Raw genomic sequence first — 25,780 nt, forward strand, 5'->3', positions numbered from 1 at the left:
TTTTAGTGATTATAACACTCTTTTATTAATCGCTTCTTTAAATCCCCATGTTCTGCGTGAGGCTATAACATCGGAGTGGTTCATATCGACAATCATAAGCTCTTCTTTGTTTCCTAAGTGTGTGAGAAGTTCTCCGTTTGGAGAGACCAAAATAGAGTCTCCATAAAAGTTCCATGTCAACTCTTTATCTTGATACTCGCCAATTCTATTAGCTCTTAAAATATAGTAGTTTTGCGTAAAAGCTCGTGTTGAGACAAGTGCTTTCCAGCGTTCGTATGATTCAAAAGTAGAGACACTTGGAACTAATAGACAGTCAATATTCTTGTTCTTTAGTTTTTGGAAGATTTCATCGAAGTGGAGTTCAAATCCACTGATAACGCCAAATTTGAAACCATCAATCTTAAAGACAAGAGGTGTCTGTAAGGATTTTATCTCATTGGCAAAGAACTTTTCTTCATTCCAGTGAGAGTAGTTGATAAGAATCTGTTGTTCATAATAAGAGGTAGAAGCAGGTGCAAACTTTGCAATGGTTTTATAGACTTTTTTCTTCTTAACTATGACAATAGGAGCTACTATTGTCATACTGTAGTTTGCTGAGAGTTCTTTGAGGATTTTTATCTGATGCGAGGCTTGTTCTTTAATCATACTTAAAGACATATTTTGCAACTCTTTAAAAAAAGGATTGAGAATATATTCTCCAAGAAGTAGGAGTTTGACACCTTTTTTATTTGCAATTCGGATATAGTTGTAGAGCTTTGTTGAACTCATACCTTGAGAGCTAAGTTGTAAGACAGCTGCACGCATTTTAAGAGGCTTTTATCTCTTGGATTTTGATAACTGCATCTTCAAGCATTTTTTGCGCTTCATTTAACTCTTTCATACCTTGTTCATATGCTTTTACACTCTCTTGGAGTGTAATCTCCGGTTTCATCAAAGTCTCTAGAATTTTTTTGGCATTTTCCAGTTTTTTTTCAAAGTTCTCTTTAGCCATCGAGTGCTTCCTTTACATAGTTTTCAAACTTATCGAGTTCAACAAGAAAGGCATCATGTCCGTAGTCACTCTCAATATCGATGTAGTCATAGTTCGCATTTCCGATTGCTTGGAGCTCATCTGCTATCTCTTGCATCTCAAAATTTTTAAAAAGTATATCATTTTTAAAACTAATGAGGTGCAGTTTTGCTGTGATGCGTTTGAGTGCCTCATGTAAAGAATCAAATCCGCGTGAAAGATCATAGATATTAATGGCTTTTGTAATGTAGAGATAGGTAAGCGGATCAAACCATTTTGTAAAGTTGTAGCCATTATACTCTAAGTATGACTCTACTTGAAACTTACCAAAAAGTTCATACAATCCATCTGTCAGTTTATAATCTCTTCCAAACTTCTCACGCATAGATTCAGGAGATAAAAAACTGATATGTCCTGCCATACGTCCAATTGCCATACCGGCAAGTCCCTGTTCTTTTATAATGTCAGGGTCATAGTAGCCTTGCTTGAAATCAGGATCTTTTAAAATAGCCTCTTGAGCTACTTTATTAAAGGCGATAGCCCAAGGTTGTGTTGCGTGTGTTGCTGCCATTGCAATGATTTTATTTGAAAAGTTCGGATAGTGGATGGCAAATTGGAGTGCTTGCATACCGCCCATACTTCCACCAATAATTGCGTGAACTCTGTGAATGTCAAGTCTGTCAAATAAAATTCGTTGTGCTTTTACCATATCTTTGATACTGACAACAGGAAATCTGTAACGATATGGTTCATGGTGTGGATACTGAGGGCTCATAGGTCCGGTTGAACCAAAACAGCTTCCAATGACATTGGAACATATGACAAAATATTTGTCTGTATCTATCGCTTTACCTGGACCGATAAGCCCATCCCACCAGCCAGGTTTATTTTCACCTTCATAAAAACCTGCAGCATGATGACTTCCTGTGAGAGCGTGACAAACGACTACTACATTACTTTTATCTTCATTGAGCTCTCCATATGTTTCATAGCTAATATCATAAGGCTCTAAGATACGTCCACTCTCTAAATAGAGAGGATTGGTAAAATGTTCAGTATATGTTTGCAGGTTTAATGACAAATTGGTTGCTCTCTTAAAATAATTAGTGACATTTTAGCAAAAATGGCTTAAGCCCACCTCTATATTAGGCGTCAAGTGCCTGAGCAATGTCATCTATCAAATCTTTGGCACTCTCTAAGCCAACAGAAAGACGGATAAGCCCTTCAGGAACACCACACGCAACTAGCTCTTCATGAGATAGTTGCTGATGTGTTGTTGATGCTGGGTGTGTGATGATTGATTTTGAATCACCAATGTTTACAACAAGAGAGTAAAGTTTTGTAGCATTGACAATTTTTTCTGCTTCTTCTAAACTTTCCACTTCAAAACTCAGTAACCCACTACAGAGTCCATCTGTAAAATATTTTTGGGCATTTTCGAAGTTTGCATTACTTTTAAGACCAGGATAGTTGACTTTTTTAACTTTTGGATGTGATTCTAAAAACTCTGCAAGCATCAAAGCGTTACGTGAGTGTTCTCTCATTCTTAGGGAAAGATGCTCCATACCTTGGATAAAGAGCCATGCATTAAATGGAGAGACCACTGCTCCTAAATCACGCAGGAGTGAGAGTCTTGCTCGAAGTGTAAATGCAGGTAGTCCTGTCTCTGTATAGATAAGACCATGGTAGGAAGCATCTGGCTCATTGAAATGTGCATAGCGTGGATTGTTTTTGAGTTTCTCATTTAAACCTTTTTTCTCAACCAAAATACCACCGAGAGCAAGACCTTGACCTGTTGTGTATTTTGATGTGCTATGCACAGTGATGTCCGCACCATATTCAAAAGGACGGCAAAGTACAGGTGTTGCTACTGTGTTGTCCACTACTGTTAAGATATTATGTTTGTTGGCAATGGCAGTAAGTGCTTCAATGTCTGCAACATCGATACTAGGGTTTGTCAAACTTTCAAAGAAAATAACTTTAGATTTTTCATCAATGAGCTCTTCAATTTCCTCAGGATTATGAACATCAAAAAAACGTGCTTCTATGCCAAAACGTTTCAGTGTATGGGCTACTTGCGTAAGGCTTCCTCCATAGAGTTGTTTTGCACAGATGATATTATCACCGGTTTGGGCAGCATTAACGAAGGCATAAAATATTGCACTCATTCCAGATGAAGTTGCAAGTGCTGCTTCTCCACCTTCTAGTGAGGCAAAACGTTTTTCAAAAACATCAGTTGTCGGATTGTTCAGACGTGTATATATATTGCCAAGCTCTTTGATTGCAAAGAGATTTGCAGCGTGTTCTACATCCCGAAACTCATAAGCTGTGGTTTGGTAAATTGGAACTGCCATAGTCCCTTGCGTATCTTTTTCATAACCTGCGTGAAGTGCCAGTGTTTGTAAATCCATTCATTTATTCCTTCGTTATTGATTTATTGCTGTGAAGTGTCTCTTCTTTTAATTTTTCTAGAAACTCTAAGATATTTTTTTGGTATGCAAGTGTATCCTCATCATTACTGTAGAGTAAAAAATTTTTAAGAGATTCAATATCTATCTTTTTTGCATATCGTGGGACAATCTTTAACTCTTTTTGTATAGTAGCAACGAGTAGGTCCAAATCTAAAGCGTTCTGTTTTTTTACTTTTTCAACAAGCTCTTTTGTCGTTAAGAGTAGCAGATTTGCTCTGTCCTCATCCCCCTCATAAATTTTTGTAGCGAGCTCTTTTACAAGAATAAAATTTTCAACTTTTGGTTTTTCATTTGCAGCAATTACAAGTGCAAATATTTTGGCACGAAACTCTAATGAGCCATGATGATGAACAAATATTTCACGAAATGCACTGAAAAAATGGTGTTTGATTCTAAAAGAGAGTTTCATCTGTATTCCTCATGCTGTATTATACACTTATAGTTTTGAAAATGGTATAATTGCAAAAAAATTAACTAGGAATTTTTATGGGTAGAGCGTTTGAATATAGAAAAGCATCAAAATTAAAAAGATGGGGAGCAATGTCTAAACTGTTTCCTAAACTTGGAAAAGTCATTACAATGGCGGCAAAAGAGGGTGGAATGGACCCTGATCTAAACCCTAAACTCCGTACGGCGATTTTAAATGCAAAAGCGGAAAATATGCCAAAAGACAATATTGATGCTGCGATAAAAAGAGCTGCTGCAAAAGATAGTGCAGATATGAAAGAGGTGAATTTTGAAGGCAAAGCTCCTCACGGAGTGCTTCTTTTTATCGAATGTGCGACAGATAACAACACACGTACCGTTGCAAATGTAAAAAGTATTTTAAATAAAAATGGTGGTGAGATGCTGACAAATGGCTCACTCGAGTTTATGTTCTCACGCAAGGCTATTTTTGAGTTTAATTTAAAAGATGATATGGATTTAGAAGAGTTAGAGCTTGAACTCATTGATGCCGGTCTGGAAGAGATTGAGGAAGAAGAGGGCCTTGTTCTTGCAACTGCTGATTATACTGCATTTGGTACAATGAATGAAGCTTTAGAGAACTTGGGTGTTGAGATCACAAAAGCAACACTGGAGAGAATTGCAAATACTCCAATAGAGATCAGTGAAGAGGATCAAGCCGATGTAGATAAGATTTTAGAGCGACTTGAAGATGATGAGGATGTGCAAAAAGTTTATACAAACTTGGCATAATGCAAACACTCAAAGGACATTTTACCACTACTTTAGAGGTGAAGCAATCGAAGTTTATTGCTCACCTTATTCCCTACGAAATATATGAAACAACGCTTGAACAACTAAAAATACAACATCCAAAAGCAAGACATTTTGTAACTGCTTACAGATATTTGAATGAATATTCTCAAATCGTAGAACACTCTAGTGATGATGGAGAGCCAAAGGGAACTTCGGGTAAACCATCTTTAATGGTGCTGCAAGGGCAGGAGTTAATTAATGTAGCTGTAATAATTGTACGCTATTTCGGTGGTACAAAACTCGGTACCGGTGGATTAGTTCGAGCCTATAGTGATGCAGTGAATCTTGTTGTAAGTGAAGCGGACCTGATTGAGTATAGAGAAGAAAATACTCAAATTATAGAGATTAAGTATGGAGACGTCCGCTTAGTAGATTATGAGATTGAAGCAAATAATATTACTGTAGTTGAAAAAAAGTTTGATACAAACGTAGTGTATACCATTAAAGGGGTGAAGGAGTCTCTAGAGACTTTCCTTGCAAAAGTTGCAAGGATCGTAACTCTTAGATAAGCTTTTTGCTTTATCTTCTTCCTTGAACAGCATTCCCCATATCCCACATTGGTAAGAAGATACCAAGAGCAAGTAAGATAACCATCGATGCAATGATAAGAAGCATAATTGGTTCAATCGCTTCACTAAGACCATCGATGATGGCATCAAAACGCATTTTATAATATTCAGCCACTTTTTTTATCATTGTATCTAGCGTACCACTATCTTCACCGGCACGCACCATTTGAATAATCATATTTTCAAAAAGTCCAGTCTCTTCAAGCCCTTTGTTAAGTGCGCCACCTTTTTCAACTGTAATGATTACAGATTGGAGTTTTTTCTTTAAAGGAAGAGAGTCGATCATATCAATAGCAGTATCTAATGCTTCTGCAATTGGAATACCGGCACGAATCAACTCGGAAAATACAAGTGTAAAACGGCTCAGTGTTGAGAACTTGATAATGTTTTTAATCAAATAGGTTCGTAAAAGGAACTGATGCCATTTATATCGGATATCTTCATAGTTGGTAATGAGATAATTAAATACAACATAAAAGACCGCAAGTCCAGCTAAGAGATACGGTCCAAAGTTATTAAAGAGATATTCTAGTTTTAGAAGGATAATAGTTGGCAGTGGTAGTTCAGCATGGAGCTCTTCAAAGATTGATTTAAACTGTGGTACAACATAAGAGATAAGAATTGTAAATGCGATAGCCATTGCTATCATAACATTTCTTGGATATGCCATCGCTTTTTTGAACTTGATAACATTGGCACGAATCTCTTCGAGCATATCTGCAAGAGAATAGAGAGCTTCATCAAGGTTACCGGTTTTTTCTCCAAGTTGAATCATAGCAATTGTTAAGTTTCCAACTTCAAATCGGAAATTTTCCATTGCTGATGAAAAGGAGTGTCCGGAGTTGATATCATCTGCGATTTTGGAAAAAACAGTCTTTAAAGCATCATCAGTTGTGGCATTGGCTATTTCATTGAGTGAATCATGGATGGATATACCGGCATTTGTCATAACGGCTAACTGTCGTATGGCAGCAATGAGTGCATCTGGTTTGATCTTTCTTTTTTTGACATTCTTTAAAAGATCTGCTTTAATTCTTCGAAATTTGTCTTCAAGTGGTTCAGCTGCTTCTTCTACTTTAATGATAATTCCAGAAAGTTTGAGTTTTGCATAACCATTAGCTTCTTTTTTATCTTCAGCATATAAGCCAATTTTCTCTTTTTTCCCTTTTGTTAAAACCGTTACTAAAAAATACTTCATCCTTTTGCCACCTTTAATATTTCTTCAATACTTGTAATACCATCAATGGCTTTTTGTAAACCATTTTGGAAAATAGGTATAAAGCCTTCTTTCATAGCTTGAACAAGCATAGCTTCTTTTGATGCACCTTTTGCTATCAAAGATGAAAGCTCTTCTGAGATATTTAAAACCTCACAAATCATTTCACGTCCCATATAACCTGTTCCACCACACTCTTTACAGCCTTTTCCTTTGTAAAAGGTTGTACCTTCTGGTACAACACCCTCTATCTCTTCCAAAACAGAAGCTGAAAGGGCATCTTCTACTTTACAGTGAACACAAATTTTTCTTACAAGTCTCTGTGCCTGTATAGCAACAAGCGCACCACTAATTAAATAATGTTCTATACCCATATCGGCCATACGAGGAATAGCTGATATTGAGTCATTTGTATGCAGTGTTGAAATAACCAAGTGACCCGTTAGTGCTGCTTTGATCGCAATCTCTAAAGTTTCCTGGTCACGAATCTCCCCGATCATGATCTTATCAGGGTCTTGACGTAAAATAGAGCGAAGTGCATCAGCAAAAGAGAGACCTACTTTTGCATTTACCTGAACCTGCTGGATAAGATTCATTCTATACTCAACAGGGTCTTCAACTGTAATGACTTTATCTTCTACATTTCTCAGCTCATTGAGAGCACCATAGAGCGTTGTTGTTTTACCAGAACCGGTAGGTCCTGTTACCAGTATGATACCATAAGGAGCTTGCAGGCCTTTGAGCAGTTTATGATAACTGACACTATCCATACCGGCATCTTCAAGTCTTACAAGTGCTTTTTGTTTATCGAGCACACGCATAACAATTGATTCACCATAAAGAATTGGCAGCGTTGAGATACGAAAATCATATTCACGTGATCCTACTGTAGTAGAGAAACGTCCATCCTGTGGTTTTCTTTTTTCTGCGATATCAAGATTTGCTAAAAGTTTCAATCGTGATGCCAGAGGAGGGTAGATATCTTTTTCAAAGATAAACATCTCCGTTAACTTTCCATCAACACGTCCACGAACTACACAGTTTTTTTCAGTCGGTTCGATGTGGATATCACTTGCACGCCCGTTAATACAGGTTTTGAGTACTACATCAATTAGTAATAAAATAGAGGAAGCTTCCTGTTGCTCTTCGAGTGTTGAGATAGAATTTAACTCTTCACGAATTTTACGAACCAAATCTTTTACACTGTCTTTAAGACTTATTTTATAAAGATAGGTCTCAATCTGTTTTCTTGTAGCAAGAGCAATTTTAAGAATTTTTCTTGGAAAGAGTCTTTGAATCGCTTCTTGTGCATCAATATCAAGCGGGTCATTAAATGCAACAGTGATACTCATTTCATCTTGCGAGATTGGGATAGCATGATGTTTCTGAAACTGTGCAAAAGGGACATTTGCTGTAAGATTGTAGTCCATATCAATGGAGTCTAGGTCTACAAACATCAAATCTAGCTCTTGTGCTAGTTTTTGCAGAACTGCACTTTCTGGTATGTAGTCATAATCATCTATGATAGAGAGTTTATAGACACCATTACGTACCTGTTGGACAATATAACGGATGAGTCTGTCCATTGTCATAAAACCAGAGAGGGTTATATCACGTAAGATAAGATTTTCGCTGATTCCTTTTGCAAGTAGTCTGTCTACTTGTCCTTTCATTATAGAACCATTGGCAAGTAAATCTGTCGTAATCCTATCCACTTTTTTCCCTTACCAGTATATATGTCTCTTTAAAAGCATTGTATCATAAAACTCTTCAATAACCATTTTTGAAATTTTATAATCTTTTGCCAGATAAAGCTTGTATGAAAGCTTTTTATCATTGGGATCTTCAAAAAGATAAAATGTACGTTTTTCATGTTTACCTAGTTTTGCGTAAAGATCAAACACTTTTGAAAGAACATAGTCTGTTGTTGGTAACTTTAACTTTGAGAGCTCATAACCATCAACTAAAGAGTGGTAGAGTAGTTTTTTTTGCATCAAAATTACTGAAAAGTAAGCTGAGTTTGCACGTGCTTCTTCTGAAAATTTTAAAACTGCTGTTGGTACGGCAAGTCTGTCAATATAGTCCGAATGTAAACATGCAAAAGCATAGAGTGAGACAAACTCTTCATCACGTTTATATTTTCCAAAGTTGTCAAATCCCATGCTACAGACTTGTGCATATTTTTTATTTTGATAGAGTCCAAACATCTCCTGTTTAACATCACCTGCATAGCTATTTGCTAAAAAAAGTAAAATTATAAAAAGTCTCATTTGAATTTTCCTGATTGTATATCATTAAGTAAGATTTTTGCATTACCGGAGTGGGAATATTTAATATATTCTTTTAATGTTTTAATAGCCATATCTCTTTTATTGAGTTTGACTAAAGATTTTGCGAAAATAAGCCAACTGTCTTCTATATCATTATTGATTGCATTTGTTATAAGTGCATAATTATAAGCTTGTTCATAATTACCAAGCTCATAATATTTTTTTGCAACAAAAAGACTTAAAGCAGGGTTATTGTTCTTCTTAAATCTCGTAATGATTTCTTTGATGTCGTTTTGTGAATCTCTTCTCTCAATCGTGATGATTTGTTTTTTATAAGGTTTTGAAGTTGGTTCTTTTTTTACTATTGTAATAGGTGCTTTGTTTGTTGTTTTCTTCTTTACTTGACTTTTCTGTTCTATATCCATATACTCTTCTTCTACAGTAGCTTGTTGAACAACTTTTTTTCTTTTTTTAGTACTCTTTTTTACAGAAGATGTGACTTTATAGTACGGTTGCTGTTCTTCATTTTGTATACGTCTCATAAAGTTCATTGATGGTGAGAGGGTTAATTTTGTATCTTCTGTTAAAGTCGTTGTTTGTACTTGAGTATTTTGTTGTATGTTTGTTTGGACTGGAGCTGTGACGATCTCTTTTTGCGTAGAAACATTTTGTTCTTTTTGAAGACTTTGTATTGCTACAATCTTTCTCTTTTCATGCTTTTCTGTTTTTGTCGCTATCACTGGAGTTTTTTCTGTATTGGAGGTGGCAAAGATTGATATAATCGTCATAATAACAATGATACTGACAAAAATAATGGCATGTGGAATATATGTTTTAATTTTATATTTTAGCCAACGTTTTTCTAACTCTCGTGTATTAAGCATCTATCAAACCTGTATGTATAGCTGCCATCTCTATAAGTTTTGTTGAAATTTGATTTGTCTTTATAGAATAGAGCTGATTGTTTTTTTCATAAGTACTATAGATTTCAAAAAGCCCGTATAGGAGTTTATTTGTATCTCTATAGTTTCCATGAGTTAATTTATAAATTTTGTTTACAGCTTTTGAATTAAACATGCTGGCTGTATCAAAACAGTTTGCTTTCATCAGTTTTTTTTGTATATATATCTTTAGTTCTGTCGGCAAAGAGTTTTCAAGCTCAATAGTTTCCCAAATTCTTGTTTGGAAATGTTCTTTTGCAATAAGATCTTCTTTCTCTGTCTTATGCAAAGCGATAACAAATTTAAGTGTTCTTGTATCTGATAAAAGTCGAATTTTCTCCATCAGTTCTTCAGAGTAGAGTTGTGCTTCATCAAGTAAAATAACAGGAACTTGATTCAGGTTTTTATCTTTTACAATTTTCATAAATTGTGTAAAGTTCAACTCTCCTGCATATTTGGTTTCAAATACATCTTGTGCAAGTGTCTTATAAAACTCACTTTCATCCAAAATAGGGGTATCATATAGAAAAACATTTTGTGTATCTGCTAAGTCAAGAGAGAGCTTTGTTAAAAACATGCTCTTTCCTGTCCCTGGTTTTCCATAAAGAAGTATCATCTTCAAAGGTTTTTTAATAGAGTCTTTCAATGATTGGTAGATTGTTGAGACTCTGTCTAGCTGGACATAATCTTTGGGATTTACAGTATCTAAGAAAACATTTTTAGAATTTACAAAGATACTGTTCATATATTATGCCTCCTATTTTTCATTATTTGTAGTGTTTGCTTCGCTTGTTTCAGCTTTTTTAGCATTTTTTGAAGCACGTTCAAGGTCAATTAAGTCATTACTTAAACCTTCATAACCTAAATCAGAAAGTGAAACACTGTTTTTTGATTTATGTATAATATGTGGTTCAATAATAATTACCAACTCTTGCGTCTCTTTTATCATTTCTTCATATTTAAATAGATAGCTTATAATAGGAATATCACCTAAGATTGGAACTTTACTTGTATTATTTGTATTTTTGGTATTGATAAGACCACCAAGAATAATTCTGTTACCATCTTTTACTGTTACAACAGATGAGAGTTGACGACGAGCTAAATCGGGTGGCATATCTCTACCTGTATTTGGTACGTCTGCCATATTTGTCGTTGTCTCAGAGAGTGACGGATTGATTCTCAGTGTAATTGTTTTATCATCAGAGATCTCAGGTGTAATTGTTAAAAGAACACCTGCAAAGACTGATTGGACATTTTCATTTTGTGTTGTTGCAGCAACGCCACCACCGGTACCTTGTTGGTTCGTTTCTGATTTGATTTTATAAAAGTACTCTGTACCCGCAGTAATAAGTGCTGGTTGATTATTAAGTGTTAGAACTTTTGGATTTGAAATAGAATTAACATCACCTTGCGTTTTTAGAAACTTAATAACTTCATTGAGTGAAGCACCACCTTTAAGTGTTACGATTTTTGCCATTCCAGCCGCACCATTTAGAGCTGCTGTAGTAATATTTGGAGAAGTTGCATCTGTAGTATCAAATGTATCAACATTTTTAAGTTCGAGTGTGTTAATACCAACTTGGAAGTTCTGAAGTGCATAAAGCTGTTTCCAGTCAATCCCTGTCGTTTTACCTTCACTCATTGTTACTGCTAAAAGCTGTACATCTATAAGTACCTGTAGTTGTACTTTGTCTTGAAGCTTTTTAAGATACTTTTCAAATCTTTTCAACTGTTTTGTTGTTGCTGTGACAGTAATAAGCCCGGCATTTTTGTTAATAAGCGGAGCTGGTGCATGGTATGCATCATGTGGACGGTTGAGCACACTTTGAAATTCAGTATCGAGTTGTTCCCAGAATTTTACTTCATCACTGCTTTCTATCTTTATACCACTATCAGCTGTAGAAGTACTTCCTCCAGTAGTTCCACCTGTGCCTCCTCCGACACCACCACCCATGCCTCCAGGTATTGAAGTGCCTCCTTGACCTCCATTAGATGAAGAACTAAGTGTGACATCAGTGCTTCCGGTACTTTTTCTTTGTGAAAGAATATAGTCAATATTGAAGACTTTTGTTTGTAAGTAAGAGATTTTAAGTAGGTTGTTCTCTAAAGTGTATGAGAGATTGTTCTCTGATAAAATAATATTAAGTACTTCATCTATTGTTAGGTTCTTCAAGTTCGTTTTGTTTAACTTTGTCTGAAGAAACTCTTCTGCATTAGGATCAGTAATGATGATACTAAAACCACACTCATCACTGAGCTGTTCTATAAAGTCCATTATCTTCGTGTTTTTTGATGAACTTATGCTAAAGAGTTCATATGAACAATCTGCAAAACTACTTGTTGATACCATTGCTGTTAGTATTGCTGCACATAGCGATGTTTTAATAAATTTCATTTTTCGTTCCTACTTATTATTAAATTTAAGGTTTTTACTTTTACTCACAGTGGAGAGAAGTAATTGTTTCTTACCCTTTGTTAAGAGTACTGTTTTAAGATTCACTTTTTCAAGTTTGTATTCATAGATTTTTTCACCTTCTCTATACCATTTTCCATTAATAAGGGCAGATTTGTTTAAGATCGCTTCTAATGAAATTTTTGAAGAGTAAGTACGAACTTTTTTAGAACCTGATGTTGAGGATTTTCTACTTCTATATGTACTTTTCTTCCTTTTTTTACCTTTTTTGGTTTTTAAATAGATAAATGGATCTTTCAATTTTGAAATTTTTTTATTATCTATACCTTTTCTCGGTGGTTTGATAGCTTCTATCTGCTCATCTACCCAAGCAAGTTCATTTGAAAAAAGCTGTGTAGATAGGAGTAATAGTAAGATTATAGTTAGTTTTTTCATTAGTATTTAATCCCCCATACTGAGATTCTAAAATCCGAATTTAAAATATTTTCGGCTGTGATATTAAAATCATGTATATCTACAACAAGATCACTTTGCTCCATAGAATTGATGAACTTAACAGTATTTCTAAAGTTTCCTTCAGAAGATACAGTGATATTTAAAATATGTCCAAATGAACTTCCTGTATCAGCATACTTGTTTGTTATATAATTTATTTTCACATGGTATTTTTGAGCATTGGTTGTAATAGAGTCAAGGTATTCACCCCATGCACTTTCATCATAGATAAGAGATGAGATAGCTTCAATTTTATGCTTAATATAAGCATTGTTATTTTTATGCATCATCATTTCATCATTGATTTTTTTAATCTCTCTATCAAGCTGAGTGATTTTTGTTTCTGGATTTCTCTGCAGATACTGTTTGTCATTTGCAATCTGTTTCTCAAATCGTTTAACATTTTCTCTTGTCTGCTCAAAACTCTCAAAAGAACTATCCCAAAAGAAAAGGTAAGCAAAAGCAAATATACCGGCAACTATCATGACGTATGTCATATATATCTCTTTTTGTTCTTTCCCTTGAAATGCCCTATCTATCTTATGTAAGTAATCTTCTATATTTATTTTCATAATAACTTCACTTTCAACTCACTGGTATATAAGTCTGACTTGTCATTGATTTTAATCTCTTCTAAGTCAAAATCATATTTCGTTTCATAAGTTTTTGTAAGATATTCAACAAGTTTTGTAATCTCTCTATCTTTCAAAGAAACAAGATTCAATGTTAGAACTTTACCTACTTTTTCATCTTCGCTGTATCCTATTGATGAAACCTTAACTTTAAATTTATTGATGTCATTTGCAAACTCTGATATAAGTTTCGCTTTCATTGGATAATCGACTTTTACTTCATGAATCTTGATAAGTGTATTTTTCTTATCGTTATACTCTTTTTTCTCTTGTTCTAATAGTGTTAATGCTTTTTCTTTATCTGCCAATCTATTTTTAATAGTGGCTTCTCTTGTGATTTTTATATTGTGCACTTCTTTATAGTCCTCTTTTAAAAGGTCTTCTTGAAGTTCCTGTGCATATGTTAAAATCCAGTATGTAATAGGATAGGCAAAAGCAAGTGCAAAAGCGGCTGCTGTAAGTATTATAAGCTTACCACTCTCTCTTCGAATAAATTTTGGTGGACGTCTATAAGTTGTAAAGTTACATTCATATCTATCCATTGGAGGAACAAGAGTGTAGAGCTGCATAAGTGAGTGCATTTGATCAAGATAAACTTCATCACTTGTCTCAAAACCGTAGTCAAAATCAAATTCACTTGCATAAATATTGAGCTCAACTTCTAGCATCTCATGAAGTTTTGTCTCAGTTTTAACTTGTGTACCTATATATACATGTTCAAACTTATCAATCTCAAAAGCCCGTTTTGCATACGTTAAAATATCATTGATATTTGCAATGAGCTCTTTATAGAGTCGAATGAAATACTCTTTATATTCACTCTCTGTATCTTTAAGATTTGCTTCTGTCAAGAATTCCATAAAGTCATCATATGGAATTCTTTCACCGTACAGTTCACAAAACCTTTCATGCATATCTAAAAAAGAGTATTTGATAGATTTTGTGTAAATAAACTCTTTGTTGCTGTAAATTGTTAGAGACGCATCATTTTCCTGAAAATAGATAAAACAGTGTGTATTACTACTGTCAATAATCTCTTTTGCATAGAGTGATTTAATAAGTAAAGGAGCAGGGATGATAACATCAATATATTTTACTTTTTCAACCACTCTTTCAAATGTTGTTGTTAAATCAAGCGGATCAACTATAAAGAGATGAAAATGCCTGTTCTCTTCATCTAAATTGTGAAAATTTTCTATATATTGAATTTGATATTCAACTGCTTGGTCAAGTGCTAATTCATCGTATGCTTTACTATTAATAGCGTCATAGAGATCTTCTTCGGGAATATTCTTACTGATTTCAATCTGTGCTGTTATAAACTCTTTTGTATTTAAATACGAGATAACAAATTGTTCTTTTGAAAATTCAGGAGTTTTTGATTCACTAATAAAACTAGAAACACTACTAAAGTAGGCATCTTTGTAGGGATTAACAGATAGTACACTTGAAAAAGAGTGTTGTGCTGACGTACTCATTAATTATAATCCTATTTAAATTTAACCATTAACATGGAACAAAATCCATCGTTACTGTAAAACTCGATTCTGTAAGTTTTATTGGCTCTATCAACAGCATACCTTTTACTGAGATCTTTTAAAGAGATCGTGATAGCACTCTCATCTTTGCTGTTTTTTGAGTGGTAACCAATAACGTTTACACGAAAGTTTTTACCTTTAATAATCTTAAAATCGTCACTTATATAAAAGTTTGAAGCTTTTGGCAAAGAAATCAACTTTCCATCCGCCTCAATTTTATAAATTCGTGGACAATTTTTTGACATTTTAAAATATTGAGGCCTTAGCGAGGTAATTTTTTTATTACCTATAAATACATCGTATGCGCCATACTTATTCTTTTTAACCGCTCCCAACGGATTGGAACAGTTAAAGTCGTTACCCTTTGATTTTAGCGGAATAAAGCTTAAAGATTTTTTGATATTACATAAATCTAACAAAATATTGTGATTTATTTCCAAAGTTCCATAATTTTTTATTATCTGTTCGACATTTTTTTCGCTTAATTCAAAGTCTCTAGCGTATTTTATATGCATTATTTTCATAAATTCTTCAATTGCAAGGAGCTGATAGAAGACTTTTTGAGAAATGGAAGAGAGGCTTTTACTGGTCTCAATTGCAAAGGCCGGTTTGTTGTTTTTTACTGCAAAATATGTTAAAGATAAACGCATTTGTTCATCTTTAAATTTTGTTTTTGTATTTTTGACATTAAAAATATGATGTTTTTGTAAGAGTTGTTTATTGATATTTTCTTTGACATTACGTGCTATGTCATTTAAGTTACTAAAAGGTTGACTCTTATTGAGTGAACACTGGTCAATGACACAGGTCTGTCCCCAGGCATTTGGATTGAAAATACTGCTTTGTTCTTTTTCTCTGTAAAAACCGTGTCCATCATGTAAATTAAGAACAAGAGAGACTTTTTTTTCAAGTATGATTTTTTTAATGGCATCAACAGTTGGTTTGTCTTTGTCATTTTCATTAATTGTTGCAAATTTTCTGTTCATATCTCCATGTATACCGCGTCTGTTTGCAATAATACTTTTTTGGTTGAGATTTGGAATGATCCAGAGATTTTTTGAGAGAATTTTATAGTGTGTAGCAAGGACTGCAGCTGAAAAATAGCCTCCTGGTTCATTACCGTGGATACCACCGATAACCAAAAGTGTTGTGTTAGAATCAGAATTTTCTTTTTTGATAAGATTTATCTTTGCAGATAAGTGTGTAAAGAAAAACAGAGAGATAATTACGAAAAGTTTCATAATTACCTTTCTGTAATAATATTGAACTTATTTTCTGTAAGTTTTACTATAAGAACTTTGTTCCCTGTAAAGGAGAAGCTGTTTGATTTATATTTTTCTAAAAAAGCAATTTTGAAGATATCTTTTGTATCAGGGTAGGGGATAACATTGATCTGTCTGAATATAATGGTCTTTTTTTCGTTTTTATTGAAAATTCTAGTTTTATACTTTTTAAACTGTTCAAAATTCATACCGTCAAAACGTTTAAATTCCGGAGTATAAAAACTGAGATAGGTATCTATATCATTATATATCCAAGAGTATCTCCATGCAAAGAGACTTGCAAGGACTTTTGAGAGTCGCTCTTTTGATGCCTCTTTTTTCACACTCTCTTCATCAATAATCAAAATAGTCTTTGATATATCTATATTTCTATCGAGACACTCTATACTTTGATTGTTGATAGCGATGCATCCTTTTGTAAACTCATCCCTCTCTTGTTTAATAGGAAGACCGTGAATCCAGATGCCTTGTCCTGTTTTACCTTGATACTTATCATATATATTAGGATAAGAGGTGACAAATGCCATCGGCCCGTAAAAAGAGTCAACTTTTGTTATCTTTTTGACAATATTGTAAACACCGACAGGTGTGCGAAGATCTCCCTCTTTATGCTTGTCACCTTTCATCTTTCCTGTATAAGCACTATACTCTTTTTTTAATTGATAGGTGTTGTTGTCATCTTTTTTGTAGATAGAGAGTCGAGATTTTGATTTATCACATGTAAGAATATTTGTATAGGATTCAAAGTAACCAAAAGAGGTATCAATATTTTTAAGATAATCATTCCAATAGGACTCTTGTGCAAGTTTTTTATCAAGTTCTTTTTCTATATCATTGATGCCATTGTTTCTATAGTGGGTTAAAAGATGGAGGTCAACTCCGAAGAGTGAAGATGAAAGAAAAAGTATTGAAAAAACTGTTTTATAAAAATTATTGTGCATTGTCATATCCTATCTCTTTTAAAAAGTGTTTATCTTTTGTCCAGCCTTTTTTTACTACGACTTGCAGGTTAAGGTAGGCTTTTTTCCCGCTGAGCTCTTCTATCTTCTGACGTGCTGCTTTTCCGATTCTTTTAATCGCTTCACCTTTTTTCCCAATGATAATACCTTTTTGGGATTCTTTTTCAATGATGATAGTTGCATAGATTCTATCAATGCCATGATCTTCTTCAATTGAGTCGATGATAACATCTGATTCATAAGGGACTTCATCACTGATATTCTCAAAGATAGCCTCTCGGATAAAACCAGCATAGATATCACGTACAAGTTCACTTGTTAAATCTTCAGGGTCATAAAGAAATGGAGACTCTAGAAGTAGTTTTGCAATGGTGTCAAGCAGGTCTTTATGACCGACTTTTCTAGGGATTGCTACTGGAATGAGCGCTTCAAAATTATCTGCGTATTGATTATATGAGGCAATTTTTTTAAAGAGCTTCTCTTGTGATACCTGATCGATTTTAGAGAGTACTATAATATGTGGAATATTTTTTTTATTAAGTTTTAAAAATTTTTCATAGTGTTCGGTTGAGTCTGTAACTGGTGCTAAGTAAACGATTAAGTCACAGTCCCCCATTGCTTTGAGTGCTTCATCAAGCATAAACTTGTTAAGAACTTTCTCTTTTTCATGCAAACCGGGTGTGTCTACAAAGATGATTTGAGCATTGTCATGCATAACAATAGCATTGGAACGTTTCCTTGTAGCATTTGCTTTTTGGCTTACCATCGCTATCTTCTCACCTAAAAGTGAGTTCATTAGTGTACTTTTTCCAGCATTAGGGCGTCCAATCAAAGAGACGAAACCAGCTTTTGTCATAGTTTACCTTTATAAAATGTAGCGAGCGAGGTCATCATCTTCGACAACTTCATCAAGTTTTTCATGTACAAGCTCTTTTGTTACTACAAACTCTTGGTCTTTGTACTCATCAGCATTAAAACTGATATCTTCTAGTATGCGTTCTAACACAGTATGCAGACGTCTTGCACCGATATCTTCTGCCGTTTCATTCGCACGGTGTGAGAGTTTTGCGATAGCACGAACAGCATCGTCTTCAAAAGTAAGCTTCATACCTTCAACACCAAGGAGTGCCTCATACTGTTTAAGCAGTGAGTTTTCAGTCTGCGTGAGAATGGCATAGAGTGTCTCCTCTGTCAGTGCTTCAAGTTCAACTCTGAGTGGAAAACGACCTTGCAGTTCAGGAATTAAGTCACTTGGCTTACTTACATGAAAAGCTCCAGCTGCAATAAAGAGGATATGGTCCGTATTAATCGTTCCATATTTTGTAGAGACGCTTGAACCCTCCACTATAGGAAGCAGATCACGTTGTACTCCCTCTTTGGAAGGGTCATTTCTAGCTTGTGATTTTTCACTGAGTGCAATTTTGTCTATTTCATCAAGGAAAATTATACCACCATTCTCAGCACGGCGAAGTGCTTCGGCAGTAACGGAGTTCATATCTAAAAGTTTGGCACTTGCTTCTTGGCGAAGTAATATTTTTGCATCTTTGACTGTCACCTCTTTTTTATTCTCTTCTTTATTTAGAGTAGAGAAAACTTTTGAAAAACTCTCCTGAACTTTAGCCATCTCTGGAGGAAGATTTGTATCATTGAACTCTATGGTCATATTTGACTCTAGTTCAATTTCAATGATCTTATCATCCATTTCACCTGATTCTACACGTCTTTCTGTTGCTTCAAGGAGTCTTTGATAATCATCTTTTTTACTCTCACTAGCCCCAGCAGGAAGAGGGGGAACAAGTTTTTCCGTGATACGATTGATGATGTAGTCTTCTATCTTTTCGCGGTTTTTTTCCTCTTGTTCTGCTTTAACAATAGAGATAGAGTTAACGACCAAATCACGAATCATAGATTCGACATCCCGTCCTACAAAACCGACCTCTGTATATTTAGATGCTTCTACTTTAATAAAAGGGACTTTCATCATCTTCGCAAGTCTGCGTGAGATCTCTGTTTTACCAACACCTGTTGAGCCTATCATAAGGATGTTTTTCGGTTTTATCTCTTGACGCATCTCATCATCTAACTGCATACGTCTGTAACGTGTACGAAGTGCCAGAGCTATTGTTTTTTTAGCATTTTTTTGGCTGATAACATATTTATCAAGATAAGAAACTATCTCTTTGGGCGTCATATTCATTAGTTTTTATCCTCTAAAATGAGAGTTTTGATATTATGGTTTGTATAGATACACAGATCTGCAGCGATATGGAGGGATTCTTTTACAAGCTCTTCTTCATCTAAAGATGCATGTTTTTTCAGTGCACGTGCAGCTGAGATAGCAAAGTTACCTCCGCTACCAATGGAAGCAACCTCTCCATCTTCAGGCTCTACAACATCGCCGTTTCCTGTAAGTATAAAAATATGCTCTTGATTGAGTACTATCATCATAGCTTCTAAGCGACGGAGTACCTTGTCTTTTCTCCAAGCCTTAGAGAACTCAACAACGGACTTTAAAAGATCCCCTTTTTTATTCTCTAAAAACTCTTCAAACATATCAAATAGATTAAAGGCATCCGCAGTACTTCCGGCAAAACCTGCTAAGATTTTACCGTGGTAGAGTGTACGTATTTTTGTTGCATTGCCTTTTAAAACACTGTCGCCAAAAGTAACTTGACCATCACCACCGATGACGGCTTTGTCTTTTCCTTTGTAGGCTAATATCGTTGTAGCATCAAACATCTAAAATTACTCGCCTTGTACGTCTACGTGAAGTGTTGCATGAATTCCATGACCGAGTTTCAAGTCAACATCATGCTCACCTACAGTTTTAATCGCAGTTTTTTCTGTAATATGTTTTTTATCTATCTCAATCTTATGCTGCTCTTGGAGTGCATGTGCAATCTCATCTTTTGTAACAGCACCAAAAAGATGACCGTTTTGGCCAAGTTTTTTTGTGATGATAATCTCTAGTTTGTCAAGTTTTTGTGCTAGTTCGTTTAGTCTTGCAATCTCTGCTGCTTCCTCTTCGGCTTTTCTTTTAAGTTCCGCTTCATGCTCTGCAATGATTTCAGGAGTTGCTGGTTTTGCAAATCCTTTTTTGATTAAAAAGTTTTGGCCATATCCTGGTTTTACTTCTTTGACTTCACCAGCTTTTCCTAAACTTTTTACATCTTGTATTAAAAGTACTTTCATTTTTGTATCCTAAATTTTTTATCTTTCTATTTCACCTGGATATGCAACGATTCCGTTTGTCAGGTTTCCAATTTTACTATATCCGTTATCCATTAAGATTCTTGCAACATGTGCCGAACGGCTTCCTACATGACAATAAACAATGATATTTTCATCTTTTGCTAAGTTTGCTTCTTCCCAAGTTTGGAAAAATGAGCTTGTTGGTACTAATTTGTCTGCACCTTTAATATGACCCATTTGCCACTCCATATACTCACGTACATCAACAAGTGTGAATTTAACCATACCAATCTCACGTGCTTCGAGAAGTGAAACAAGCTCATCACCATCAAGTTCATCTTTGTTCACAAGCATCTCACACTCTTCTTTTGTAAGACCGCGTGAGTGTGTATGTGCCGCTTCTTCCATTCCAAGTTCTACTCTTTTGTTCGCAGCAAATTCTGGTGTACAGAAGATTCCACAATGGCAAACTCCGTTTTGGGGAATTTCTCTCTCGATAGCCGGTTTACAAGGACAGATTCTATCATCTGCTGATTTTGGTTTACCATCTTCTTCGATAACCATAAAACAAGGGCAGAAACGTTTTTTGTACATCATCTTGTTACGAGCAAGACCCATCTGTACGCCTTCGTTTACTTCCTCTTGCGGGTTGTATACCCAACCAAACTGAGCATTTACTTTATCTGTAAACTTGATAGTCTTTTCTAACTCTGCCTGAAATTCAGGTGAGTTCATATCTATTTTAATTATACTCATATTTTGTCCTTTTATTTTTTTTCTCTTCTTGCTTTACCTTCAATGATAAAACGTAATGCATTGAGTTTGATGAAACCTTCAGCATCTTTTTGGTTATAAACTTCATCTTCTTCAAAAGTTGAGTATTCCGCATTAAAGAGAGATACGTCTGAACTTCTTCCAACTACAGTTACATTGCCTTTGTAAAGTTTTAGTCTTACAGCTCCTTCTACCCACTCCTGTGTTTTGTCAATAGCAGCTTGAAGCATTTCGCGCTCCGGAGAGAACCAGAAACCATTATAGATGAGTTTTGCATATCTTGGCATCATTTCATCTTTTAAGTGTGCAGCCTCACGGTCAAGTGTGATAGACTCGATAGCACGGTGTGCTTTTAACATAATAGTTCCACCCGGCGTCTCGTAACAACCACGTGCTTTCATTCCAACAAAGCGGTTTTCAACAATATCTACACGTCCGATTCCATGCTTTCCGCCAAGCTCATTGAGTGTTTTTAGCATTGTAGCAGGAGTTAACTCCTCACCATTAAGTGTTACAGGATCCCCTTTCTTGTAGCCAATCTCAATATACTCTGGAGTATCAGGAGCATTCTCTGGAGAGTTTGACCATAACCACATAGACTCTTCAGGTTCAGCTGCAGGGTCTTCTAAGATTCCACCTTCATAAGAGATGTGTAGGAGGTTTGCATCCATAGAGTAAGGAGATTTCTTTCCTTTTTTCTCGATAGCAATGCCATGATCTGCCGCATACGCTAAAAGCTTCTCACGTGAGTTTAGATCCCACTCACGCCACGGAGCAATGATAGTAAGTGTTGAGTCTTGAGAAAGATAACCCATCTCAAAACGTACTTGGTCGTTTCCTTTACCAGTTGCACCGTGGCTTACACCATCAGCTCCGGTAATCTTTGCAATCTCAGCTTGACGTTTTGCAATAAGTGGACGAGCAATAGAAGTACCTAGAAGATACTCCCCTTCATAGATTGCGTTTGCACGAAACATAGGGTAAACAAAATCTTTTACAAACTCTTCACGCAAATCATCAATAAAAATATTTTCAGGTTTAATACCAAGTTCAAGTGCTTTTTTTCGAGCAGGTTCCAACTCTTCACCTTGCCCTAAATCTGCTGTAAAAGTTACAACTTCACATTTGTATTCATCTTGGAGCCATTTTAAGATAACACTAGTATCTAGCCCTCCAGAATAGGCTAATACTACTTTTTTAACACTTTTTTTCATGTAAAAAACCTTTTGATTGTAAAATAATTACCGCGATTATATCGAAAAATAGGTGAGATTTTACTTATAGTAAAGTAGTTAAAAAGAGTAAATAAGAAAATTTCAAGTAAATGAGAGAAGGTTAGGAGTAGGTATATGCTCATTTGAGCATAGATTTACCCCTTTGAATCAAACAATATCCCTGTCACTTCTTGCATCTTTGGTAAGAAGTCCTGTGCCTGTTCTGCCGGAAATCTTCGAATCATTTTATGCGTTTTCGCATCAATTGCTGCTACATAAAAGATGTCATTTTGATCGACACCAAATTTGATATCAGGATTAAGCGGTGTCATCGCTTCATTTAGTTTTTTTACTAAATCCTCTACATCTCTCTTTGAATTGATTTTTTCATTTGAAGTTGAAGAAGCTTCTTGCATCTCTTTGACAACATTATCTTCTTTCATTCTGCTTTGTGCAACTTGTTGTGTTGTCTGCATTTGCTCAGCAACTCTTCCTTGAGCTTCTTGCGGACTTACTTGGGATTGTTGCTGTCTTGCAACATTTGCTATGCCATCCATGACCTACTCCTCTATTACAGAATATAATTATTAATGACAATATCGACAAGCTAATAAATAACTTTAGAAAAAAAAATAAAAAATTTCAAATTTCTTTTTTTTCCTCTATTTTATGCTACTCTTGCATCTATGAAAATATATATAGATTTATTACGTTTTGAGATTGTTTTACGAAGACTTTCCATTATTCAACTTATATCTTATTTTGGTGCCTGGTTCTCTAATGTTGCCATTTATACTCTTTTGATTCAACTGCAGGTTTCAGCTGAAGTAGTGGCATTTGTAGCAATGCTAAACTTTTTAGCAGGTGTTATTCAAGCACCGTTTTCTGGACCGATTATTGATAGGATTCGAGCACGTGAACTGATGCTTTTTCTGATATTTGTCGAGATTATAGCAACGGCCGCTTTGGTCTTTGTAACTGAGCTTTCAGACTTACATCTGCTCTATTTTTTAATCTTTGTAAAGATGGCAGCGGCTTCATTCTATTTTACAACAGAGATGTCTCTGTTACCAAAAATTTTGCATGGAGATAAGCTGCAAAAAGCGAATGAACTGCACTCTATAATCTGGTCACTTTCGTACACTTTAGGTATGGCAATTAGTGGCTTTGTAGTTTACTGGCTTGGCATAAAGACCGCTTTTTTACTGGATGCTTTTATGTTTGTTCTTGCTTTTTTTCTTTTGTATAATTTAGATTTTAAAGATGAGATATTGCATATTAAAGAGAATCTCTTTGCTATGATGAAAGATACATTTTCTTATCTTAAAGTAAATCCTAAAGCACTACATCTAATGTTGATTCACTCTTTTGTAGGGCTTACTGCCTTTGATGCACTTGTAGCTTTAATGGTAGACAAATACTATGCTTCCATAATTGCCACATCTTTGGCTTTGGGACTACTACACTCTGCACGGGCTGTTGGTTTAGTGATCGGTCCTGTAGTGTTAGGAAAGTGGATAAATAATAGACGGCTTATCTATGTTTTTATAGGACAGGGTTTAGCTATCTGGATTTGGGCATATGTAATGCACAGTTTTTATCTCTCACTACTTGCAAGCATAATAGTCGGTTTTTTTACAACAACACTTTGGTCTTACAGCTATACACTTCTACAGAAAAATATAGAACAAAAATACTATGGACGTATCGTTGCCTATAACGATATGCTCTTTTTAAGTGCAGCTGCCTTTACCTCTTATATGATTGGATATCTGACAACGGTTGATTATAGTTTGGAAAATATAGCTTTTTTCATGGGCCTTGGCTTTATTATAGGTGCAGTGTATTATAATTTCATACTAAAAAAAGAGAAAATCGATGAGATTTGAAAATGAAAGATGGGCTAATGAGTAAAAGTTTGAGTGAGGATGAAAAAGAGTGAATTACAAATATAACGGTGAAGTAATCAGTTTAGAAAAATTAACACGCCTCTATGGGGCGGTTGTTATTGATATGCAGGGTGAAGTAGCAGAGATGAGCCTGGAGTGGTATGAGCTTTACGGTGATAAAGTAAAGCTTTTAAATTATGTTCTTGTTTTTGATTATACACCACCGGGTGAAAATGTGCGAGATAAGAAAGTTTTAGAATTCGCAACACAAGAAGAACTTATAGCAACAATGCAAGAGGTAGCACAATTTTTTCAAAAATGATCTCACGTGATACAAAAAAAGTTCTCTCTTTAGCTTTTCCGGCAGCACTAAAACATCTTGTAGATATTCTGCAGGTCCTTATCGATATGTTGATGGTAGGAACTGTCAGTGTTGCAGCCTTAGCTGCTGTTGGTATGAGTATGCAGTTTATGATGATAGTCAATGTCCTGATGACACTTTTTGTTGTTGGTGGAAATGCACTCATTTCGCGTTTTATCGGGCAAAGACGAAAAAAGAGAGCTTCAGCATTGCTTTTCTCACTTGTTTTGCTTGCTATATCTTTGGGTATAGTTGTCACTGTCAGTGGTTATTTTGGAGCCTATCATTTTTATGCATGGATGGGCGCAACTCCTGAAGTTGTCCAAGAGGGTGGGAGTTATTTTCGTATCATCTCTTTGGGTATTATTGTTATCTTTTTAGATACACTCCTCTATAATGCACTCTCAGCAGCAGGCGATACAAAAAGTTCGCTCTATATCAAGCTGGTTTCATCGGGAATCAATGCCTTTTTAAATTATGTTTTTATCTTTGGACACTTTGGATTTGAAGCAATGGGTATTGAAGGTGCTGCAATTGCAACAGTGATTGCCTACAGTTTTAATAATCTTGCCTATTATCTGCTGATTAAAAAGCAAGCAAATTCCAAACTTGATTTCCTGCCACTCATTCGTTTTAAAGACATAAAGCGAGTATTGAAAGTCGGTTATGCTGCAGCCATTGACAGAGGAGTCTCAAGCCTTAGTTTTCTTTTCTTTGTCTCTATCATTACTGCCTATGGAACGGCTGAACTTGCCGGTTATCAAGTAGGACTTCGAGTAGAGGGCATTGCTTTTATGCCGGGCTTTGGTTTTGCCATAGCGGCAATGGCACTAGTCGGTCAAAATATAGGGGCTAAAGATTTAGATAAAGCCTATAATATGGGAATTATTAGTGGGCGTATTGCTTATATATTTATGGGAAGTGTCGGATTTATTATGATACTTTTTCCAGAATATCTGGTACACTTCTTTACAAAAGATGAACTTACAATTGCAGTAGCTTCTAAGTATCTCATCTTGGTAGGTCTTGCACAAATTCCACTTGCCATTATGTTTGTCTACTCTGCATCTCTGCGTGGAGCAGGAGCGACAAAAACAACACTCAAAGTCAACCTTGTATCACTCTGGATATTTCGACTTATTCCATCCTATATAGCATATAAAATGGGATATGGAATTATCGTAATCTTTGCAATAATGAATTTGGAGACTTTGATAAAAGGAATCATCTACTGGTATATCTATTCCAAACGAAATTGGTTGCATACAAAAGTTTAAAAAAGGTAAAATAT

At 35.2% G+C, this 25,780-nt stretch carries 28 protein-coding genes; 5 read left to right on the plus strand and 23 right to left on the minus strand.

Annotated elements, in window-relative coordinates; translation table 11 throughout:
• Positions 1-9: 9 nt before the first annotated feature.
• The 5 genes from ES948_RS03290 to ES948_RS03310 form a co-directional block, all read right to left on the minus strand.
• Positions 10-804 (minus strand): carbon-nitrogen hydrolase family protein, encoded by a 795-nt coding sequence (locus ES948_RS03290; RefSeq protein ID WP_152183510.1) that lies wholly within the window; start codon positions 802-804, stop codon positions 10-12.
• 1 nt (position 805) lies between these two features.
• Complete coding sequence (gene xseB, locus ES948_RS03295) at positions 806-991, minus strand: exodeoxyribonuclease VII small subunit (RefSeq protein WP_152183511.1); 186 nt, start codon at positions 989-991, stop codon at positions 806-808.
• On the minus strand, positions 984-2,090 hold the full coding sequence (metX, locus tag ES948_RS03300) for a homoserine O-acetyltransferase MetX (protein WP_152183512.1): 1,107 nt from the start codon (positions 2,088-2,090) through the stop codon (positions 984-986). The genes xseB and metX overlap by 8 nt, the downstream gene beginning before the upstream one ends.
• A gap of 64 nt (positions 2,091-2,154) precedes the next feature.
• Positions 2,155-3,420 carry an O-acetylhomoserine aminocarboxypropyltransferase/cysteine synthase family protein gene (locus ES948_RS03305; RefSeq protein ID WP_152183513.1) on the minus strand — a complete coding sequence of 422 codons (1,266 nt, stop codon included), beginning with the start codon at positions 3,418-3,420 and terminating at the stop codon, positions 2,155-2,157.
• A 4-nt stretch (positions 3,421-3,424) separates the two neighbouring features.
• On the minus strand, positions 3,425-3,889 hold the full coding sequence (locus tag ES948_RS03310) for a hypothetical protein (protein WP_152183514.1): 465 nt from the start codon (positions 3,887-3,889) through the stop codon (positions 3,425-3,427).
• A gap of 77 nt (positions 3,890-3,966) precedes the next feature.
• On the opposite strand from ES948_RS03310, the gene ES948_RS03315 reads away from it, so the two are divergent.
• On the plus strand, positions 3,967-4,677 hold the full coding sequence (locus ES948_RS03315; RefSeq protein WP_152183515.1) for a YebC/PmpR family DNA-binding transcriptional regulator: 711 nt from the start codon (positions 3,967-3,969) through the stop codon (positions 4,675-4,677).
• A complete protein-coding gene (locus ES948_RS03320) occupies positions 4,677-5,249 on the plus strand; it encodes an IMPACT family protein (protein WP_152183516.1) in 573 nt (190 codons plus the stop codon). The genes ES948_RS03315 and ES948_RS03320 overlap by 1 nt, the downstream gene beginning before the upstream one ends.
• Positions 5,250-5,259: 10 nt before the next feature.
• Here ES948_RS03320 and ES948_RS03325 read toward each other — a convergent pair whose 3' ends face one another.
• The 18 genes from ES948_RS03325 to ES948_RS03410 form a co-directional block, all read right to left on the minus strand.
• Positions 5,260-6,507: a type II secretion system F family protein gene (locus ES948_RS03325; RefSeq protein ID WP_152183517.1), complete on the minus strand. Its 1,248-nt coding sequence runs from the start codon at positions 6,505-6,507 to the stop codon at positions 5,260-5,262.
• Positions 6,504-8,198, minus strand: coding sequence for a GspE/PulE family protein (locus tag ES948_RS03330; RefSeq protein ID WP_246153812.1), 1,695 nt, complete (start codon positions 8,196-8,198; stop codon positions 6,504-6,506). Before ES948_RS03330 ends, ES948_RS03325 begins: the two co-directional genes overlap by 4 nt.
• 51 nt (positions 8,199-8,249) lie before the next feature.
• On the minus strand, positions 8,250-8,795 hold the full coding sequence (locus tag ES948_RS03335) for a hypothetical protein (protein WP_152183519.1): 546 nt from the start codon (positions 8,793-8,795) through the stop codon (positions 8,250-8,252).
• On the minus strand, positions 8,792-9,679 hold the full coding sequence (locus tag ES948_RS03340; protein ID WP_152183520.1) for a tetratricopeptide repeat protein: 888 nt from the start codon (positions 9,677-9,679) through the stop codon (positions 8,792-8,794). The genes ES948_RS03335 and ES948_RS03340 overlap by 4 nt, the downstream gene beginning before the upstream one ends.
• A complete protein-coding gene (locus ES948_RS03345) occupies positions 9,672-10,481 on the minus strand; it encodes an ATP-binding protein (protein ID WP_152183521.1) in 810 nt (269 codons plus the stop codon). The genes ES948_RS03340 and ES948_RS03345 overlap by 8 nt, the downstream gene beginning before the upstream one ends.
• Before the next feature lie 12 nt (positions 10,482-10,493).
• Entirely contained in the window at positions 10,494-12,134 is a 1,641-nt protein-coding gene (gene mshL / locus ES948_RS03350; protein ID WP_152183522.1) for a pilus (MSHA type) biogenesis protein MshL, read from the minus strand.
• Positions 12,135-12,143: 9 nt separating this feature from the next.
• Entirely contained in the window at positions 12,144-12,587 is a 444-nt protein-coding gene (locus ES948_RS03355; protein ID WP_152183523.1) for a hypothetical protein, read from the minus strand.
• On the minus strand, positions 12,587-13,219 hold the full coding sequence (locus tag ES948_RS03360; protein WP_152183524.1) for a hypothetical protein: 633 nt from the start codon (positions 13,217-13,219) through the stop codon (positions 12,587-12,589). The genes ES948_RS03355 and ES948_RS03360 overlap by 1 nt, the downstream gene beginning before the upstream one ends.
• Positions 13,216-14,757, minus strand: a complete 1,542-nt coding sequence (locus tag ES948_RS03365) for a hypothetical protein (protein WP_152183525.1) — start codon at positions 14,755-14,757, stop codon at positions 13,216-13,218. The genes ES948_RS03360 and ES948_RS03365 overlap by 4 nt, the downstream gene beginning before the upstream one ends.
• 11 nt (positions 14,758-14,768) lie before the next feature.
• Positions 14,769-16,058 carry a M99 family carboxypeptidase catalytic domain-containing protein gene (locus tag ES948_RS03370; RefSeq protein WP_152183526.1) on the minus strand — a complete coding sequence of 430 codons (1,290 nt, stop codon included), beginning with the start codon at positions 16,056-16,058 and terminating at the stop codon, positions 14,769-14,771.
• 2 nt (positions 16,059-16,060) lie between these two features.
• Positions 16,061-17,041, minus strand: a complete 981-nt coding sequence (locus ES948_RS03375) for a L,D-transpeptidase family protein (RefSeq protein ID WP_152183527.1) — start codon at positions 17,039-17,041, stop codon at positions 16,061-16,063.
• The gene (era, locus tag ES948_RS03380) at positions 17,031-17,915 is read right to left on the minus strand and encodes a GTPase Era (protein ID WP_152183528.1); all 885 of its coding nucleotides are present in this window, start codon (positions 17,913-17,915) and stop codon (positions 17,031-17,033) included. Before era ends, ES948_RS03375 begins: the two co-directional genes overlap by 11 nt.
• A gap of 9 nt (positions 17,916-17,924) precedes the next feature.
• Positions 17,925-19,256: an ATP-dependent protease ATPase subunit HslU gene (hslU, locus tag ES948_RS03385; RefSeq protein ID WP_152183529.1), complete on the minus strand. Its 1,332-nt coding sequence runs from the start codon at positions 19,254-19,256 to the stop codon at positions 17,925-17,927.
• Entirely contained in the window at positions 19,256-19,798 is a 543-nt protein-coding gene (gene hslV / locus ES948_RS03390) for an ATP-dependent protease subunit HslV (RefSeq protein WP_152183530.1), read from the minus strand. Before hslV ends, hslU begins: the two co-directional genes overlap by 1 nt.
• Positions 19,799-19,804: 6 nt before the next feature.
• Positions 19,805-20,251: a 50S ribosomal protein L9 gene (gene rplI, locus ES948_RS03395; RefSeq protein ID WP_152183531.1), complete on the minus strand. Its 447-nt coding sequence runs from the start codon at positions 20,249-20,251 to the stop codon at positions 19,805-19,807.
• Positions 20,252-20,269: 18 nt separating this feature from the next.
• On the minus strand, positions 20,270-21,007 hold the full coding sequence (locus tag ES948_RS03400) for a ferredoxin-thioredoxin reductase catalytic domain-containing protein (protein WP_152183532.1): 738 nt from the start codon (positions 21,005-21,007) through the stop codon (positions 20,270-20,272).
• Positions 21,008-21,018: 11 nt separating this feature from the next.
• Positions 21,019-22,239, minus strand: a complete 1,221-nt coding sequence (locus ES948_RS03405; protein WP_152183533.1) for an argininosuccinate synthase — start codon at positions 22,237-22,239, stop codon at positions 21,019-21,021.
• Between the two features lie 155 nt (positions 22,240-22,394).
• Positions 22,395-22,796, minus strand: a complete 402-nt coding sequence (locus tag ES948_RS03410) for a flagellar protein FlaG (RefSeq protein WP_152183534.1) — start codon at positions 22,794-22,796, stop codon at positions 22,395-22,397.
• Positions 22,797-22,925: 129 nt separating this feature from the next.
• Between ES948_RS03410 and ES948_RS03415 the strand changes: the two genes are divergently transcribed.
• From ES948_RS03415 to ES948_RS03425, 3 genes are read left to right on the plus strand one after another with little or no spacing between them, the layout of a single operon-like run.
• Positions 22,926-24,128: an MFS transporter gene (locus ES948_RS03415; RefSeq protein ID WP_152183535.1), complete on the plus strand. Its 1,203-nt coding sequence runs from the start codon at positions 22,926-22,928 to the stop codon at positions 24,126-24,128.
• Positions 24,129-24,177: 49 nt separating this feature from the next.
• On the plus strand, positions 24,178-24,450 hold the full coding sequence (locus tag ES948_RS03420; protein ID WP_152183536.1) for a hypothetical protein: 273 nt from the start codon (positions 24,178-24,180) through the stop codon (positions 24,448-24,450).
• Entirely contained in the window at positions 24,447-25,766 is a 1,320-nt protein-coding gene (locus tag ES948_RS03425; protein ID WP_152183537.1) for an MATE family efflux transporter, read from the plus strand. The genes ES948_RS03420 and ES948_RS03425 overlap by 4 nt, the downstream gene beginning before the upstream one ends.
• Positions 25,767-25,780: the final 14 nt, after the last annotated feature.

Origin of the sequence: Sulfurimonas indica (genome assembly GCF_009192995.1) — a bacterium.
In the GTDB taxonomy this organism is placed as follows: Bacteria; Campylobacterota; Campylobacteria; order Campylobacterales; family Sulfurimonadaceae; genus Sulfurimonas; species Sulfurimonas indica.

Bases quoted from the DNA above. Each gene is read 5' to 3' on its own strand.
- ES948_RS03290 (WP_152183510.1), bottom strand. From the start codon at position 804: ATGCGTGCAGCTGTCTTACAACTTAGCTCTCAAGGTATGAGTTCAACA.
- xseB (WP_152183511.1), bottom strand. From the start codon at position 991: ATGGCTAAAGAGAACTTTGAAAAAAAACTGGAAAATGCCAAAAAAATT.
- ES948_RS03305 (WP_152183513.1), bottom strand. From the start codon at position 3,420: ATGGATTTACAAACACTGGCACTTCACGCAGGTTATGAAAAAGATACG.
- ES948_RS03310 (WP_152183514.1), bottom strand. From the start codon at position 3,889: ATGAAACTCTCTTTTAGAATCAAACACCATTTTTTCAGTGCATTTCGT.
- ES948_RS03315 (WP_152183515.1), top strand. From the start codon at position 3,967: ATGGGTAGAGCGTTTGAATATAGAAAAGCATCAAAATTAAAAAGATGG.
- ES948_RS03320 (WP_152183516.1), top strand. From the start codon at position 4,677: ATGCAAACACTCAAAGGACATTTTACCACTACTTTAGAGGTGAAGCAA.
- ES948_RS03325 (WP_152183517.1), bottom strand. From the start codon at position 6,507: ATGAAGTATTTTTTAGTAACGGTTTTAACAAAAGGGAAAAAAGAGAAA.
- ES948_RS03330 (WP_246153812.1), bottom strand. From the start codon at position 8,198: ATGAAAGGACAAGTAGACAGACTACTTGCAAAAGGAATCAGCGAAAAT.
- ES948_RS03335 (WP_152183519.1), bottom strand. From the start codon at position 8,795: ATGAGACTTTTTATAATTTTACTTTTTTTAGCAAATAGCTATGCAGGT.
- ES948_RS03340 (WP_152183520.1), bottom strand. From the start codon at position 9,679: ATGCTTAATACACGAGAGTTAGAAAAACGTTGGCTAAAATATAAAATT.
- ES948_RS03345 (WP_152183521.1), bottom strand. From the start codon at position 10,481: ATGAACAGTATCTTTGTAAATTCTAAAAATGTTTTCTTAGATACTGTA.
- mshL (WP_152183522.1), bottom strand. From the start codon at position 12,134: ATGAAATTTATTAAAACATCGCTATGTGCAGCAATACTAACAGCAATG.
- ES948_RS03355 (WP_152183523.1), bottom strand. From the start codon at position 12,587: ATGAAAAAACTAACTATAATCTTACTATTACTCCTATCTACACAGCTT.
- ES948_RS03360 (WP_152183524.1), bottom strand. From the start codon at position 13,219: ATGAAAATAAATATAGAAGATTACTTACATAAGATAGATAGGGCATTT.
- ES948_RS03365 (WP_152183525.1), bottom strand. From the start codon at position 14,757: ATGAGTACGTCAGCACAACACTCTTTTTCAAGTGTACTATCTGTTAAT.
- ES948_RS03370 (WP_152183526.1), bottom strand. From the start codon at position 16,058: ATGAAACTTTTCGTAATTATCTCTCTGTTTTTCTTTACACACTTATCT.
- ES948_RS03375 (WP_152183527.1), bottom strand. From the start codon at position 17,041: ATGCACAATAATTTTTATAAAACAGTTTTTTCAATACTTTTTCTTTCA.
- era (WP_152183528.1), bottom strand. From the start codon at position 17,915: ATGACAAAAGCTGGTTTCGTCTCTTTGATTGGACGCCCTAATGCTGGA.
- hslU (WP_152183529.1), bottom strand. From the start codon at position 19,256: ATGAATATGACGCCCAAAGAGATAGTTTCTTATCTTGATAAATATGTT.
- hslV (WP_152183530.1), bottom strand. From the start codon at position 19,798: ATGTTTGATGCTACAACGATATTAGCCTACAAAGGAAAAGACAAAGCC.
- rplI (WP_152183531.1), bottom strand. From the start codon at position 20,251: ATGAAAGTACTTTTAATACAAGATGTAAAAAGTTTAGGAAAAGCTGGT.
- ES948_RS03400 (WP_152183532.1), bottom strand. From the start codon at position 21,007: ATGAGTATAATTAAAATAGATATGAACTCACCTGAATTTCAGGCAGAG.
- ES948_RS03405 (WP_152183533.1), bottom strand. From the start codon at position 22,239: ATGAAAAAAAGTGTTAAAAAAGTAGTATTAGCCTATTCTGGAGGGCTA.
- ES948_RS03410 (WP_152183534.1), bottom strand. From the start codon at position 22,796: ATGGATGGCATAGCAAATGTTGCAAGACAGCAACAATCCCAAGTAAGT.
- ES948_RS03415 (WP_152183535.1), top strand. From the start codon at position 22,926: ATGAAAATATATATAGATTTATTACGTTTTGAGATTGTTTTACGAAGA.
- ES948_RS03425 (WP_152183537.1), top strand. From the start codon at position 24,447: ATGATCTCACGTGATACAAAAAAAGTTCTCTCTTTAGCTTTTCCGGCA.